At 49.0% G+C, this 15,377-nt stretch carries 14 protein-coding genes; 7 read left to right on the top strand and 7 right to left on the bottom strand.

Annotated features, from left to right (window positions below):
• Positions 1–2 precede the first annotated feature (2 nt).
• On the bottom strand, positions 3–1,016 hold the full coding sequence (gene sohB / locus MHN33_RS12970) for a protease SohB (RefSeq protein ID WP_239398393.1): 1,014 nt from the start codon (positions 1,014–1,016) through the stop codon (positions 3–5).
• Between the two features lie 72 nt (positions 1,017–1,088).
• Positions 1,089–3,509, bottom strand: a complete 2,421-nt coding sequence (locus tag MHN33_RS12965; protein WP_239398392.1) for a VolA/Pla-1 family phospholipase — start codon at positions 3,507–3,509, stop codon at positions 1,089–1,091.
• 269 nt (positions 3,510–3,778) lie between these two features.
• Between MHN33_RS12965 and MHN33_RS12960 the strand changes: the two genes are divergently transcribed.
• Positions 3,779–4,522, top strand: a complete 744-nt coding sequence (locus MHN33_RS12960) for a YciK family oxidoreductase (RefSeq protein WP_239398391.1) — start codon at positions 3,779–3,781, stop codon at positions 4,520–4,522.
• A 33-nt stretch (positions 4,523–4,555) separates the two neighbouring features.
• On the opposite strand, the gene rluB is transcribed toward MHN33_RS12960, so the two are convergent.
• The 5 genes from rluB to MHN33_RS12935 are packed head-to-tail and all read right to left on the bottom strand — an operon-like array spanning position 4,556 to position 8,339.
• Positions 4,556–5,416: a 23S rRNA pseudouridine(2605) synthase RluB gene (rluB, locus tag MHN33_RS12955; protein ID WP_239398390.1), complete on the bottom strand. Its 861-nt coding sequence runs from the start codon at positions 5,414–5,416 to the stop codon at positions 4,556–4,558.
• Entirely contained in the window at positions 5,413–6,000 is a 588-nt protein-coding gene (gene scpB, locus MHN33_RS12950) for an SMC-Scp complex subunit ScpB (RefSeq protein ID WP_239398389.1), read from the bottom strand. Before scpB ends, rluB begins: the two co-directional genes overlap by 4 nt.
• Before the next feature lie 50 nt (positions 6,001–6,050).
• The gene (locus MHN33_RS12945; RefSeq protein WP_239398388.1) at positions 6,051–6,866 is read right to left on the bottom strand and encodes a segregation/condensation protein A; all 816 of its coding nucleotides are present in this window, start codon (positions 6,864–6,866) and stop codon (positions 6,051–6,053) included.
• Between the two features lie 2 nt (positions 6,867–6,868).
• The gene (locus MHN33_RS12940) at positions 6,869–7,489 is read right to left on the bottom strand and encodes an L-threonylcarbamoyladenylate synthase (RefSeq protein ID WP_239398387.1); all 621 of its coding nucleotides are present in this window, start codon (positions 7,487–7,489) and stop codon (positions 6,869–6,871) included.
• 4 nt (positions 7,490–7,493) lie between these two features.
• A complete protein-coding gene (locus MHN33_RS12935) occupies positions 7,494–8,339 on the bottom strand; it encodes a PHP domain-containing protein (RefSeq protein ID WP_239398386.1) in 846 nt (281 codons plus the stop codon).
• 517 nt (positions 8,340–8,856) lie between these two features.
• Here MHN33_RS12935 and MHN33_RS12930 point away from each other — a divergent pair.
• Genes MHN33_RS12930 through trpA form a run of 6 tightly spaced genes read left to right on the top strand, consistent with a single transcriptional unit; the run spans position 8,857 to position 15,377 of the window.
• Positions 8,857–10,431, top strand: coding sequence for an anthranilate synthase component 1 (locus tag MHN33_RS12930; protein WP_239398385.1), 1,575 nt, complete (start codon positions 8,857–8,859; stop codon positions 10,429–10,431).
• Complete coding sequence (locus tag MHN33_RS12925; RefSeq protein WP_239398384.1) at positions 10,428–11,018, top strand: aminodeoxychorismate/anthranilate synthase component II; 591 nt, start codon at positions 10,428–10,430, stop codon at positions 11,016–11,018. The genes MHN33_RS12930 and MHN33_RS12925 overlap by 4 nt, the downstream gene beginning before the upstream one ends.
• 2 nt (positions 11,019–11,020) lie before the next feature.
• On the top strand, positions 11,021–12,025 hold the full coding sequence (gene trpD, locus MHN33_RS12920; RefSeq protein ID WP_239398383.1) for an anthranilate phosphoribosyltransferase: 1,005 nt from the start codon (positions 11,021–11,023) through the stop codon (positions 12,023–12,025).
• Positions 12,018–13,382: a bifunctional indole-3-glycerol-phosphate synthase TrpC/phosphoribosylanthranilate isomerase TrpF gene (gene trpCF, locus MHN33_RS12915; RefSeq protein WP_239398382.1), complete on the top strand. Its 1,365-nt coding sequence runs from the start codon at positions 12,018–12,020 to the stop codon at positions 13,380–13,382. The genes trpD and trpCF overlap by 8 nt, the downstream gene beginning before the upstream one ends.
• A gap of 10 nt (positions 13,383–13,392) precedes the next feature.
• Complete coding sequence (trpB, locus tag MHN33_RS12910; protein WP_239398381.1) at positions 13,393–14,574, top strand: tryptophan synthase subunit beta; 1,182 nt, start codon at positions 13,393–13,395, stop codon at positions 14,572–14,574.
• Positions 14,571–15,377, top strand: coding sequence for a tryptophan synthase subunit alpha (trpA, locus tag MHN33_RS12905; protein ID WP_239398380.1), 807 nt, complete (start codon positions 14,571–14,573; stop codon positions 15,375–15,377). The genes trpB and trpA overlap by 4 nt, the downstream gene beginning before the upstream one ends.

The raw sequence follows: 15,377 nt of genomic DNA, 5'->3' as shown, positions 1-15,377 counted from the left end.
CCTTAGAAGGTAGATTTTTGCCACTTGGAAAACAAGCGCATTGCGCCTTTTTCCAGGCTAAGGCTAACACCAATCCCCAACTTTTCTGCCATCGATTTTTTCAGCTTGAAACGAACCCGATAAAGCTGATGAGCCTGATTTAACTCTATCAGCAAGTCATCACTGGTGCGAAGCTCATCGACCAATGCAAACTCATGGGCATGCGTTGCCAGCCAGTGCTCTCCCGTTGCCACTTTATCTATATCCATATCTGGTCGATTATCACTGACAAAACGCTTAAACAAACCATGTGTATGTTCAACTTCTTCACGGAACTTTTCGCGCCCTTTGTCGGTGTTTTCACCAAACAGCGTCAGCGTACGCTTAAACTCACCGGCGGTAATTTGTTCATAATCAATGTCGTTCTTTTTTAGCAGTTTGTTGAAGTTTGGCATCTGCGCAATTACCCCAATCGAGCCGACAATGGCAAACGGCGCAGCCACTATTTTATCCGCTACGCAGGCCATCATATATCCACCACTGGCTGCGATTTTATCAACACACACCGTCAGTGGCAGTCCGGCATCTTTAAAACGTTGCAGTTGCGAGGCCGCCAGCCCGTAGCCATGCACAACCCCTCCCCCACTTTCCAAATTTACCACGACCTGATCCTGCTGAGCATCCGCAATCGTCAGGATAGCCGTCACTTCTTCTCTGAGGTTTTCCACCTCATGGGCATCCATGCTGCCACAAAACTCTACGACAAACACTCGCTTTTTTGCCTCATCGGCTTGTTCTGATTGCGCCTTTTTCAGCTTCTTTTGATGAGATTTAAGCGCTTTTTTGTCCAATGTCTGCGCCAGAAACTGCTCCTTCGTCTCATCCAGACGTTTAGAAACATCGGTCAGCTCTATTTCACCGGACTGCGCATTCGGCTTGTGACTAGCAGCAACAATCATCGCAATGATCGCGCCAAGCGCAGCGACCAAGGTCACGGCTTTGGCCAAAAATAATCCGTACTCGTATAAAAATGCCAACTTTCTACTCCTGAAATTTAAGTAAAAAAAAGCCGCTAAAACAGCGGCTTTTTCATAATCTCTCAATTGCGACTATTTTGCAATAACAGCATCATTGGTAATTGGCAGCATCAGGCCTTTTGATGCCAGGAAAGTGGCCAGCTGCTTCTGGATTTCCATTGTAGCGGCTGCATGTCCTTCAGCTGTGCCACCAGAACGTGCATCGAAGCTGGTGGTCAGTAGAGAGCTGTGATGGCCCTGGCTAAAGCTAACAACATAGCGACCAGGTATACCATCCGTAGAGGTCTGAGTTTCACTCACCGGCGTCAGTCCCATCAGTGCTGCCATTGGCAGGCTGCCAGACAGCGGGTTGCTTTGCGTTGATGGCGGAATAACCTGATCTTCTTTATTACCGTTCTCACCACCCACAACCACACCCATATACATAGGCGTACCCAGCGCATTCACGGCGCCAGCATAATTGATAGGGTCGGCACTGCCCAACACGCTTTGTGCTGCATAGGCAAACTGTGTCACGGTTGCATCGATCGCACCAAGCGAAACTGTGTCACCATTTGCCTCTAACTGTGCCGTGAAGGTTGTGTACGCACAGTTTGCAAATGCGCCTGCATCCGTCGCGAACTGGCCACAGTCTGTAATTGCGCCGTCTGCCAGATAAGCATTAAACTGCTTGGATACAGCCAGATCTGTCGCGGCTGACAGTACAGCGCTTTTCACCACAGGCCCAAATGAAGCTGACTCCACCAGAAAGTTAGCAATACCCGAACCACCGCTCGATAGTGCGCCAGCTTTGACGTTAAACAAGGCGTCAACCTGTTCATCAAGTGGTGTGTTCGCCAAAGCAATAAAGCTTGGTCCGACAACCGAGCCCAAAGAGTGGCCGATAAAACTTACATCCTGCGTGTTGAACAGCAAAGGGACAGCCGTTGCCTGATTGATAAAGTTCAAACCCAGACGCAGACCCAGCAGGTCGGATGTTGACTGGCGCAGATTGTCACGCGCAACTAATAACGATTGCAGATTCATGTAATGTAGTACGCTCTTGGTTGACGCATTGAAATCGTCTTCACCGTCGCCATCTACATCGATACCACGCTCACCATGCAGTGGGTGATCAATCGCAACCGTTGCAAAGCCTGCCTGGGTTAATGCCAGTGTCAGACCTAACATATCTTCTTTTTTACTGGTAATACCGTGTTGCATAATAACGACTGGCCAGCCCGTTTCAGGGCGGTTTGTCTCATCTGCTGGCATAGTGATCTGCACCGGGATGTTATTCGCACCCGCAGATTTTGGAATTGGGTTGTACTTGCTAACAAACTTGTGCTGATCCAGACCCAAGTCTCTCAAACGACCACCAGAGAGCGCATCACACAGGGTGTCGTTGCCTTCTTTGAGTTCAGGTGTACCACCCGTTGCCTGAATATAGCCGGCAACCGCTGCGGCATTATCACATTGTGCCTGCCAATAGGTATCTGCCAGCGCGGCGTCCTCTTTTGCTTGCGGTTCGCCAAGGTAACGTGGCAAAACGATGTTGCCTTGCAAGTATCTTACAGAGCGGAACAAAGGACGAACTTCATCAGATAAAGGAATACCCGGCAAGTCAGCAACCGTCAACCCATCAGCAGGCTGTTGACCTACACTCAAAACCGGTCTTTGCTCGGTGGTCAAAGAGGCAGCCAGTAGCTGCTTCACCGCCCCCATCACTTCAAAGGTAGAATGCGTTGTCATTGCCGCAGAGAAGATAATTTCCTCACTGGTTACGGTGCCAAGAGAGGTGACTGCACTCTCATAGCTTTTCACTACCGCTTGCAGACCTTTTTGCGCTGGCGTTACTAAAGGCGCTTCCTGTTTAAGCAAGGTATAGGTTGAAGAGGGCGCAACGCTGCCTGAACTGTCTTTCAGACCTGTTGTCAAAACTGTAATATAAGTCGTGGCCGATTTTAGCGGCTTCATCGGAATGACATTGATACTTTTACCGTCAGCGCCTAACTTAGCGATAAAATCACCTGTCGGGCCATTGGTTAACTCAGCAACACCTTTACAGGCGATCCCTGCTGGCACCGTTGCGCAATCCTGATCTGTCAGGCTGGCGCCCATCACCACTTCAAAAATTCTAACCGCGCCAGGCGTTGACACACTGGCTGCATCGATTTCAACCCCAGCGGGTACAGTCAAATCGATTGCAAATGGCATTTGCGTTGACCAACCATCCAATGCCCCTAGGGCCAGTGAAGGGTCGGCATAGTGAGCACGCTGAACTTTGACTGAACCGTCATCATTCAACTCACCTGGGATATTAAGCGTGCCATCTTTAGTACCGTTAAACAACAGGTCATTTGGCACTGAAATCACCCCATTTGAAGGGTCGAATTTAATCGAGGCGCTGGGTTTTACAGCTGTGCTTTCTTGTTTTACATCTTCAAGGGTTTCACCGCCACCACAACCAGTTAAGGCTGCAGAAACCGCGAGTGAGAGTAGCATTTTTTTCATTTATTTGGCTCCGACATAATCTTATTATTATTCTTAGCCCTGAATTCAACTTAACCGCTTAGTTTAGCTTATAAATTGACCAATCAGAGAATATTTAGTTAAAACCTTTGCAAAAAGGTACTTAAAGGTAAATCTGCTTTTAATAAGACATTAGACCAGTTTAAGTTAACGCAAAGTGTAGCGTTTCGCCAGCCATATTTACAATAAATTCGATAACTTGGCTGTGGTATGTGGTAAAATATGCTGAAAATTTAGCTCAGAGGTTCAAAATGCAAACTTATCAAGCAGCTGAGAATGCTTTAAAAAACAAAGTAATTTTGGTCACGGGTGCAGGCGATGGCATTGGCCGGGTTGCAGCACTGACCTATGCAAGACATGGCGCGACAGTGATTTTGTTGGGTAAAACCACCAACAAACTGGAATGTGTCTATGACGAGATCGTCGCCGCTGGTTACCCACAGCCAGCCATTGTCCCTTTAGACCTGAAAGGCGCCACAAAACAACATTATCGTGACCTGGCCGCTACTATCGAACAACAATTTGGCAAGCTTGACGGGTTACTGAATAACGCCTCTATTTTAGGTGCATTGGGACCGCTGGAGCACTTTTGTGTGTCCACATTTGAAAATATTATGAAAGTGAACGTCACTGCTCAGGCGATGCTCACTAAATATCTGTTCCCCGTGATGCGTAAAGCTCCCAGTGCTTCTATTATCTTTACGTCTTCCGGAGTGGGCCGCCAGGGTCGTGAGTTTTGGGGGGCGTATGCCATTTCTAAATTCGCCACCGAAGGCATGATGCAAACCTGGGCCGCGGAAGTTGGCAAAACCAATATCCGCATTAACTGTATTAACCCGGGTGCTACTCGCACGAGTATGCGTGCATCGGCCTATCCGGGTGAAGATAAAGATAAGCTGAAAACACCAGAAGATCTGATGCCGACGTACCTTTATCTGATGTCCGATGATTCGGCCGAGATAAATGGTCAATCGCTGGATGCTCAGCCTAAGTAATCACCAATAAAAAAGCCGCTTACGCGGCTTTTTTTATCGACGTTTACTTTGCTTGAGACGCTGGTTGTGCTTATTCACCGCCTTACGAATACGATTGATCTTAGCACGCTTATCTTTGCGCTTCTCTGGCATCACTGACAGCTTTGTCTGTGTTTCGGGCCGTAAGCTTACCGATTTACGAAGGTAATTCACATCTTCCAGTTTCAGCTCTTCCCAGCCGCCCTGAGGCAGACGTTTTCCTAACTCCAGTTTACCATAGCGGATCCGGATAAGACGCGAAACTTCAAGCTCCTGAGACTGCCATAAACGACGTACTTCGCGGTTACGACCTTCGGTTAAAGTGACGTTAAACCACTTGTTCAGACCTTCACCACCGCGTGGTACCAGCTTCAGGAATTTCGCCGGACCGTCTTCCAGTTCAACCCCTTTTTTCAGGTTGCGCAAGTGCTCATTGGTTACATCACCAAATACCCGTACCGAATATTCCCGCTCTACTTCATATTTAGGGTGCATCAGGCGATTGGCCAGTTCACCATCATTAGTGAATAGCAACAGACCTGACGTATTAACATCCAGTCGACCGATAGCTATCCAGCGATCACCTTCAATACGCGGGAGGCGGTCGAACACGGTACGGCGGCCTTCCGGATCTTTACGCGTACACAGCTCACCCTCAGGTTTATGGTACATCAGGACACGGCAGATCCGCTCTTCCTGTTGCTCCACTTTAACGATATGACCATCGACGCGAATGACGGCGTTTTCTTCTACGCGATCACCCAGCTTAGCAACCTTACCGTCAACACTGACACGGTTGCTTTCGATGTATTTTTCCATTTCACGACGCGAGCCAACGCCGGCGCGTGCTAAAACTTTTTGTAACTTCTCACTCATTCTGATGGTTCTCTCACAGAAGGATCATCTAACATCTGATCTAGCTTCTCGCCCTGCTGGGGTGGCAGCTCAGGGAGCATATCCAACCCGTTGAGCGAAAAGTAGTCTAAAAATTGTCTGGTTGTTGCATACAATGCCGGTTTGCCTGGCACTTCTTTATACCCCACCACCTTTATCCACTGCCGCTCCAGCAAGCTTTTGATGATGTTGGAGCTCACCGTCACGCCACGCACTTGCTCAATCTCGCCTCTTGTTATAGGCTGGCGATAAGCGATCAGTGCCAGCGTTTCGAGCGTCGCACGGGAGTATTTGGGTGCTTTTTCCTGCCACAGGTTGCTAAGCCAGGGGCTTAAACTGGCACAAGCCTGAAAACGATAGCCCGTACCAACTTCAACCAGTTTGACGCCCCGAGTCTGATAGTGCTCACTCAAAGTTGCCAGTGCCTGCCTGAGGCGGGCATCCGATACATTAATATCCAGTAAAACGGTTTCTTTCAGCTGCTTTCGAGATAAAGGCTTATCGGCAACGAATATGGCTGCTTCAACCAGTTCAACCAATTGTTCATCACTGATACGGCGTTTCATGCAAGTAGGATAAGGCTAGTCTAAAGCCGCGTATTATGACAGAGCCGGCGTCACTCTTGTAGCTTTAATGACAAATAAATTAGGCTGGCCGGTGCGACTGCGGGTGCAACCTGCACACAGTCGATCAACTGCTCTTTCAATAACTCAAGCATTGCGATAAATGTAACGACCACCCCACTGCGCCCCTCTGACAAGGTAAACAAGCGGGAAAACTCAACCGGCTCGGGATGCGTCGACAAAAACTGCAAAATAGCCGCCATACGCTCGCGAGTCGATAATACTTCGGCGCTGATCTGGTGGTGTTCAAATGTTTTTGCCCGTGCCATCACATCGCTCAGCGCCAGCAGCAGCTCAGCCATATCTATATCCGGAAGTTGTGCCTGTGGCGCTTCTGTTTCTTCCATCAGCGCACGGGCGACAAAAATCTCCCTATCTACACGAGGCAGCTGATCCAGATTCTCCGCCGCTTTTTTGAATTGCTCATATTCCTGAAGCCGTCTGACCAATTCTGCACGGGGATCTTCCTCGTCTTCCAGCTCTTCATGAACTGGTAACAATAAGCGAGATTTTATCTGTGCCAGAAGGGCCGCCATCACCAGGTATTCACCGGCCAGCTCAAGCTGCATGTCCTGCATCATCTCCACATACTTTACGTACTGCTGCGTGATGCTCAGTATCGGTAACTCTAGGATATCCAGCTTATGCCGCTTGATGAGATACAACAGCAGGTCAAGCGGGCCTTCAAACGTCTCAAGTATGACTTCCATCGCATCCGGAGGAATATAGAGATCCTCCGGTTTTTCGAGCACCGCTTCTCCGTGTAAAAACGCCAGTGGCAGCTTTTGCTGTACGCTCTGATCACGCATAGTTATTCAAACGGAGTGGTATCACCACAGCCACGACGCAGGATCACTAGTTCATCGTCAGACATATCAATCACTGTCGTCGCCTGCTCTATCAAAAATCCACCGTGAATGATGAGGTCTACATGTTTCTCAAGACGCTGTCGAATATCATCCGGGTCCGACTCAGTAAATTGCTCATCCGGTAATATCAGAGAACACGACATCAAAGGTTCGCCCAGCTCCGTCAATAATGCCGCCGTGATTGGATGTTCTGTCACCCGGATGCCGATGGTTTTTTTCTTCTCATTGAGCAAGCGCCTTGGCACCTCTTTAGTGCCCTTAAGTATAAAAGTATAGGGGCCTGGCGTATTGTTTTTTATCATCCGGAACATTTGGTTATCGACTCGGGCATAAGTTGAAAGCTCAGATAAATCCCGACACATCAGGGTAAAATTATGGTGCTTCTCGATACCGCGAATACGCTCAATGCGCTCCTTTGCCTGTTTATTGCCGAGACTGCACCCGATGGCATAACCGGAATCAGTTGGATATACAATCACCCCACCTTGCTGAATAATATCGACGGCCTGACGGATCAGGCGACCCTGTGGGTTATCAGGGTGAATATGGAAAAATTGGCTCACGCTGTCACTCCTCTGTCGCGCCCCAGAACTGCCAAACACCTTGGCAATCTTTTGGTAAGTATAGGTTTTTTCCAAGATCCAACCAGTTTGTTGGATAATGAAAGTCAGATCCCTGACTGGCCAGTAAGTTGAATTCACGGCTCAGTTGCCCCAGAAATTGCCGTTCCGACGGGGCCTGCTGCGGCTGTGCTACCTCCATTGCCTTGCCTCCGGCTGCGCTAAATTCGCTGAGTAACTTTCTGAGCCACTTGTTCGACATCTGATAACGCCCGGGGTGAGCCAGTACACTTACACCACCGGCATTGTGAATCGCCTCAATGGCCTCTCCCATGGTGCACCAACTACTCGGCACATAGCCGACTTTGTTGCGTCCCAGAAATTTTTTAAACACGCCCTGGATGTTCTTTGCCACTCCTCTGTCTACCAACGCTTTGGCAAAATGCGCGCGTGTAATTTCAGCATCCTCAGCCAACAGTTGAGCCTGTTCATAAATGCCTTCATAACCTTGCTTGGCCAGCCGTACACCAATTTCTTTGGCACGTTCGCGCCGTTTCTGCTGTTGACTGGTCAGTAATGTCTTTAGTGAGTTGTTGGCTTCATCTATGTGCAAACCCACAATATGTATTTCAAAACTCTCCCATTTAGTCGAAATTTCAACTCCAGAGATAAGCGACAAAGGTAACTGTTTATCAGTGATATAGGCACGCGCAGGGGCAAGTGCTGCGGTGGTATCATGATCTGTGATTGCCAGGACGCCCACACCTCTTTCGGTTGCTCGTTCAAGCAGGGCATTGACCGCCAAACGACCATCCGAAAAAGTACTGTGACTGTGTAAGTCGTATTTTATCAAACTCTCATAACCTTATAAAAAAATGCGAATTTTAGTATACCATGTTGTTTACTTTTACGGGCATTTATCTAACCCACCTTCACAGTGATAAACCAGCGCACTACTAGTTCGAAATAATCATTTTTGGAAACTGACTGTTTTTTTTCCAATTTGACCTTGACACTTTGTCCCATAGTGCGGTTTACTGTGGTCATTGAATTTATATAACGACGACTTAACAAATGAACACACAAACAACTTCAAAAATTTGGTGGTGGCACTCGTAATGAGCGGGTGAGTCGTTGTGCATGCAAGATTTTCGAAACCCGCGCTAAACACGCGGGTTTTTTGTAACTTAATTTCCTAAAAGATATTGTATAGTGATCAATAATATAACAAACTTTTTACCAGAAATGTCTTGGTGGTGGTGCCTGAATTAGCGGGACGGCATCTTTGTACCTAATACACAGACCCCCGCAAGCAACTCGCTTACGGGGGTTTTTTTTGATTAATTTATAAAAATTACGAGGAATGAGGTGTGATTTTTAGTCATATAACGACACAGCCCGGAGAAGTAACCAGTATTCGGTTAAGGCGAGAGTATATCGCCAGTTCTTTGTCTTTGTTTGCAGCGCTGGACAAGCCCAACTCATTGTTGCTGGAATCTGCAGAGGTAGATTCTAAAGATAATGTGAAAAGTATTATCCTGGTTGATACAGCACTGCGATTTGAGTGCCGGGGCAAGCATGTCATAGTCCGGGCGTTGTCCAATAACGGTGAACAACTTCTGCCCTACCTGGCGCAGGAAGTCGAAAACTGTGACGTGACGCGCGATAACTCAGTGCTCACCATAACTTATCGGGACACAGCGGCCGATCTCGACGAGTATGCAAAGCTCAAAGCTGATAACGCTTTCAGTGCACTTAGAACCTGCATCAACCGTATCAAGTGTAACACAGACACACCATTTTCGTTGTTCTTAGGTGGCGTGTTTGCTTATGATATGGTGGCCAATTTTGAACAACTTCCTGAGGTACCGAATGGTGCCAATAGCTGCCCGGACTATGTATTCTATTTGGCCGAAACCATGCTTATCATAGATCATCAGGCACAAACAACTGAGTTGATAGGCAATGTGTTCAACGGCCCAGATGTTCATGCCAACTGTTTTGAAGTGGGCCGTCAGCTTGAAGTACTTAATCATCAGTGTGACATCTTACAATCCTTCTCTCCAAGCCAAATTGCTGGGAGCTGTGACGTCAGTGTCGATATCAGTGATGAGGCCTATATAGACCAAGTAATAAAGCTCAAGCAGCATATAGTGGATGGTGACATCTTTCAGGTTGTCCCCTCCCGGACCTTCTCTTTGCCCTGTGCCGAACCGTTGGCAGCCTACAAAGCACTTAAACAACAAAACCCGAGTCCGTATATGTTTTACATGCGCGATGAAGATTTTGTCTTATTTGGCGCCTCTCCAGAGTCGGCATTGAAATATTGCGAGCAAAGCAACCAGGTTGAAGTATATCCAATCGCAGGAACCCGGCCGAGAGGCAAATTTTCCGATGGTAGCATTAACCTGGATCTAGACAGTCGCATCGAGCTCGAACTCAGAGACGACCAAAAAGAGCGTGCTGAACACTTGATGCTGGTCGATCTGGCCCGTAACGATGTCGCACGGATCAGCGTACCCGGAACGCGTCATGCAAAAGAGTTGCTTAAAGTAGACCGCTACTCCCAGGTTATGCACCTGGTGTCACGCGTAGTCGGTCAGCTGAAACCGGACCTCGATGCCCTGCATGCCTATCAGGCCAGTATGAATATGGGCACCCTTGTCGGCGCTCCTAAGGTCAGAGCGGCTGAACTGGTTAGACAGACAGAGAAGCAACGTCGTGGCAGTTACGGAGGTGCCGTTGGTTATTTGACAGGTGACGGTGCAATGGACTCCTGTATCGTGATCCGCTCCGCGTTTGTCAAAGACGGCCTGGCCCTTGTACAAGCCGGTGCAGGTGTCGTCTATGATTCCGATCCGCAAGCTGAAGCAGATGAAACCCGCGCCAAAGCGAGTGCTGTCATCAAGGCCATTCAATCGACTTATACAGGAGAGCAGGCATGACCCCTAAGATATACTTTCTTGATAATTTTGACTCTTTCTCCTACAACCTGGTCGACGAGCTATCGCGCCTCAGTGCTGAACTGGTGGTCTATCGTAATCATCTGGATGCCAATACAATTTTTGCAAAAATGCAGCAAGAAACCAGCCCCATACTTCTGGTTTTGTCACCGGGTCCCGGCGCACCAAAAGACGCTGGCTGTCTGCTTGATTTGATTGCCCTGTGCAAAGGTCAATATCCCATGCTGGGGATCTGCCTGGGCCAGCAGGCACTGACGCAAAGCTACGGTGGCACGATAGGTCATGCCGGTGAAACCGTTCACGGTAAATCGTCCCATATCACGGTCAAACCACACCCGGTTTTTGACGGGCTGGGCAAGTCATTTCCAGTAGCGCGCTATCACTCATTGATGGCAACCCAGATCCCAGAATGTCTCGAAGTGATTGCAAACTATGAAGAAATCCCAATGGCGATTTACCACCCAGATGATAAGGTGATCGGATATCAATTTCACCCTGAGTCAATTTTGACCCCATGCGGTGCTCAGCTTCTCCAGCAAAGCATCGCCTATCTCACTTGTGAGGCGTAAAAATGGAAAGTTTAAACTTATTACTTGAGCAGCAATCTCTGGACTTTGACACTGCCACAGAACTATTTAGTGCAGCGATGCGGGGCCAACTGGACGAAGTACAGCTAACTGCCGCCCTGATCGCCCTGAAATTCAAAGGTGAGACCGCCGAAGAAATCGCGGGAGCGGCTAAAGCTATGCGCGATCATGCCACTGCATTTGACTCTCATGGCCTGCTTTGCGCCGACAGTTGCGGCACAGGTGGAGACGGCACCAACACCATCAATGTGAGCACTACGGCGGCAATTGTCGCAGCCACCTGCGGCATCCATATGGTGAAGCATGGCAACCGAAGTGTATCCAGTAAATCCGGTTCTGCCGATCTGTTGAAAACACTGGGTATCAACCTGGATATGGATCCGATATTAGGCGCGCACTGTTTACAACAGACCAACTTTACCTTTTTGTTTGCCCCGCATTATCATGCTGGTGTAAAACATGCGATGCCAGTGCGTACCAGACTCAAAACCCGTACTCTGTTCAATATACTCGGTCCACTCGCTAACCCAGCCAGACCTCAGGTGCAATTACTGGGTGTATATGATCCCAAGCTGTGCCGTCCAATGGCTGAAACGTTGCAAAAACTCGGCACACAACGCGCAATGGTAGTTCATGGCTCAGGTTGCGATGAAATAGCATTACATGGCGAAACTCAGGTCACAGAACTGAATCAGGGCGTGCTTACAGACTACACATTGACACCTGAAGACTTTGGACTGGCACGCTACCCACTTGAAGCCATTTTTGGCGACACGCCCGAATTTAATGCGCAGGCAACCCGGGATATTCTTGATGGCAAAGGCAAAGAAGCACACAATGCGGCCATCATAGCCAATGTTGCAGCCTTGCTGGTTATGACAGACAAAGCAGCCGACCTGAAATCAGCCAGTGCCCAGGTTGCCCAAGTGCTGGCATCCGGACGTTGCGCCGAAAAACTTGCCGAAATTGTGGGAGTTAGTCATGGCTAACGTATTAGAGAACATTGTCGCGGACAAAGAAATTGAAGTGGCGCAGAGAAAGAAAGCCCGCCCGCTGGACAGTTTTATTGCTCAAATCACGCCCAGTGAGAGAGATTTTCATGCCGCTCTGAGCAACCCCGGCACTCAGTTCATTCTGGAGTGCAAAAAAGCATCGCCATCAAAAGGTCTGATCCGTCAGCATTTCGATCTTGATGAGATCACCGCAGTATATGGTCGTTACGCCAGCTGTATCAGTGTGCTGACTGACGAAAAGTATTTTCAGGGTAGCTTCGAGTATCTCCAATATGTACGAACTCAGGTTTCTCAACCTCTTATCTGTAAAGACTTTTTCATTGACGAATATCAGGTATACCTTGCCCGCTTGAGTGGTGGCGACGCTATCTTGTTAATGCTGTCTGTACTTTGTAATGAGCGCTACCAGGCCCTGGCTGACTTAGCGCGCAGCCTGAATATGGCGGTGCTAACCGAAGTCAGCAATGAAGAAGAAGTACATCGAGCACTCGCTCTGGATGCCAACCTCATTGGTATCAACAACCGCAACCTCAGAGACTTAAGTACAGATCTTGCGACGAGTGAGCGGTTACGTAAATTGATCCCTGACGATAGAACCGTGATCTCCGAGTCTGGTATCTATACCCATTCAGACGTGAATCGTCTTGCCCCTATCTGCAATGGTTTCCTGGTTGGCAGTTCACTGATGGCCGAGCCAGATCTGGAAACCGCCTGTCGCAAGCTGATCCTTGGAGAAAATAAGGTCTGTGGACTGACTCGGGGCCAGGATGCAATTGCGGCTTATAAAGCCGGTGCAGTGTACGGCGGACTGATTTTTTACCCTAAATCTCCCCGTTTCGTAGACATTGACTGTGCCAAAGCCGTCGTAGACAGTGCGCCTCTTAATTATGTGGGCGTATTTGTTGATGCACCGCTTGACCTGGTAGTCGAAAACGTCCGTATTCTGAAACTCAGTGCAGTACAGCTGCATGGCAATGAGTCGCAAGACTATGTCGATGAATTGCGTAAGCAATTACCTGTCAACTGTCAGATCTGGAAGGCTCAGGGGATTAGCGACCATTTACCCGAACCTTTGTTGCGCGTCGACAAGCATTTGTACGACACCCAAATCAAAGGTCAGATCGGTGGCACGGGACAGGCATTTGACTGGCAGTTGCTCAGCCAGGCGCCTGGCAGCTTTATGCTGGCAGGCGGCCTGAACGCAGACAACCTGACACAAGCCTCTTTCCTGGGTGCAGCCGGATTCGATCTGAACTCTGGTGTCGAAACCAGCCCAGGTAAAAAGTGCGCCAATAAACTTAATACAGCTTTTAACACAATTCGTAAATACTGAGGTGGAAAGAATGAATACAGGCTACTACGGTGATTTTGGTGGCATGTTTGTCCCTGAATTACTGGTTCCGGCACTCAAGCAGCTTGAACAGGAATTTAACAAAGCACAAAATGATCCCGCATTTCAGCAGGAATTCTACCTGTTACTGAACGAGTTTGCAGGGCGTCCGACCCCACTCACACTCACCAGAAATCTGGTTAAAAACCCAAAAGTGAAGCTCTATCTGAAGCGAGAAGACTTACTGCACGGCGGCGCGCACAAAACTAACCAGGTGCTCGGTCAGGCACTACTCACCAAGCGTATGGGTAAATCAGAAGTCATCGCAGAGACCGGCGCCGGACAACACGGTGTTGCAACAGCACTGGCCTGTGCTCTGCTGGGTCTGAAATGTCGCGTTTACATGGGTGCCAAAGATGTTGAGCGTCAACAACCTAATGTATTTCGTATGCGCCTGATGGGTGCCGAGGTGATCCCGGTCACCGCGGGCTCTGGCACGCTAAAAGATGCGGTCAATGAAGCAATGCGTGACTGGTCAGCCAATTATAAAACCGCCCACTATTTACTGGGAACAGCTGCTGGCCCTCACCCCTTCCCGACTTTGGTGCGCGAATTTCAGAAAATGATCGGGGAAGAAGCCAAGCAACAGGTGCTTGAAGCGGAAGGCAAACTGCCGGATGTGGTCATGGCTTGTGTCGGTGGTGGCTCCAATGCAATTGGCATGTTCGCCGATTTTATTGACGAAAAAGACGTGAAATTGATAGGTGTAGAGCCCGCAGGCAAAGGTCTGGAAACCGAAGAACACGGTGCGGCATTATGCAAGGGCACTAAAGGTATTTTGCATGGTGCTTATACCTATATCATGCAAAACCCGGATGGTCAGATTGAGGAGTCCTATTCTGTTTCAGCGGGTCTGGATTACCCGGCAGTCGGGCCACAACACGCCTATCTGCACGAAACCGGACGTGCGCAATATGTTGCCGTGACCGACGATGAAGCGCTGGCTGCGTTCCAGTCTCTGGCAAAGCATGAAGGGATTATTCCGGCACTGGAGTCAAGTCATGCGCTGGCCTATGCACTGAAATACGCAGAAGCACAGGAGCAAGACACTGTGATCGTGGTAAATTTAAGTGGCCGTGGCGACAAAGACTTAGCCCACGTCCATCAGGTATTAGCAGCGCGAGGTGAGCTATGAGCCGTTACAATGAGATGTTTAAGCAGCTAAAGGAAAATCAACAAGGTGCGTTTGTGCCATTTGTGACGATTGGCGACCCGGACAAAGAAACCAGCCTGGCAATCATCAAAAGCTTGATTGAGGGCGGCGCAGATGCACTGGAGTTGGGGATCCCATTCTCTGACCCGATTGCAGACGGTCCGGTGATCCAGGCTGCAAACATACGTGCACTGGAGCAGAACATAAATACGGAAGACTGCTTTGATGTGATAAGCACTGTAAGATCGCAATACCCTGATATACCAATCGGACTGCTGCTGTATTCCAACCTGATCTTCGCCCGTGGCCTGGATGCCTTTTATCAGCAAGCCAAAGCGGCAGGTGTCGACTCAGTCTTAGTTGCCGATGTTCCTCTGCATGAGTCAAAAATGTTCCGCAGAGCTGCGGCAGATGCGGGTATTGAATCAATTTTCATCGCAACGCCTAACGCCAGTGATGATACCTTGCGAGAATGTGCCAGTTACGGCAGAGGTTATACCTATTTGCTTTCGCGCGCGGGCGTAACCGGCACAGAGAGCCAGGTACAAATGCCAACCGATGAGATCATCACTAAGCTCACCGAATATCATGCAGCTCCCGCCTTACTCGGCTTTGGTATCTCAACACCAGAACAGGTAAAAGCAGCACTGGATTCAGGCGCTGCTGGAGCTATCTCAGGCTCTGCCGTGGTCAAAATCATCGAGCAGCACCTGGATGACAAGCCAGCTATGTATCAGGCCCTGAGCGCCTTTGTACGCGATATGAAAGCGGCAACTGCCCGCTAG

This window comes from Pseudoalteromonas sp. OOF1S-7, from assembly GCF_022347765.1.
Classification (GTDB): Bacteria; Pseudomonadota; Gammaproteobacteria; order Enterobacterales; family Alteromonadaceae; genus Pseudoalteromonas.
This window is presented reverse-complemented; position numbering and strand designations above follow the sequence as displayed.

Bases quoted from the DNA above. Each gene is read 5' to 3' on its own strand.
- MHN33_RS12965 (WP_239398392.1), bottom strand. From the start codon at position 3,509: ATGAAAAAAATGCTACTCTCACTCGCGGTTTCTGCAGCCTTAACTGGT.
- MHN33_RS12960 (WP_239398391.1), top strand. From the start codon at position 3,779: ATGCAAACTTATCAAGCAGCTGAGAATGCTTTAAAAAACAAAGTAATT.
- rluB (WP_239398390.1), bottom strand. From the start codon at position 5,416: ATGAGTGAGAAGTTACAAAAAGTTTTAGCACGCGCCGGCGTTGGCTCG.
- scpB (WP_239398389.1), bottom strand. From the start codon at position 6,000: ATGAAACGCCGTATCAGTGATGAACAATTGGTTGAACTGGTTGAAGCA.
- MHN33_RS12945 (WP_239398388.1), bottom strand. From the start codon at position 6,866: ATGCGTGATCAGAGCGTACAGCAAAAGCTGCCACTGGCGTTTTTACAC.
- MHN33_RS12925 (WP_239398384.1), top strand. From the start codon at position 10,428: ATGACCCCTAAGATATACTTTCTTGATAATTTTGACTCTTTCTCCTAC.
- trpD (WP_239398383.1), top strand. From the start codon at position 11,021: ATGGAAAGTTTAAACTTATTACTTGAGCAGCAATCTCTGGACTTTGAC.
- trpCF (WP_239398382.1), top strand. From the start codon at position 12,018: ATGGCTAACGTATTAGAGAACATTGTCGCGGACAAAGAAATTGAAGTG.
- trpB (WP_239398381.1), top strand. From the start codon at position 13,393: ATGAATACAGGCTACTACGGTGATTTTGGTGGCATGTTTGTCCCTGAA.
- trpA (WP_239398380.1), top strand. From the start codon at position 14,571: ATGAGCCGTTACAATGAGATGTTTAAGCAGCTAAAGGAAAATCAACAA.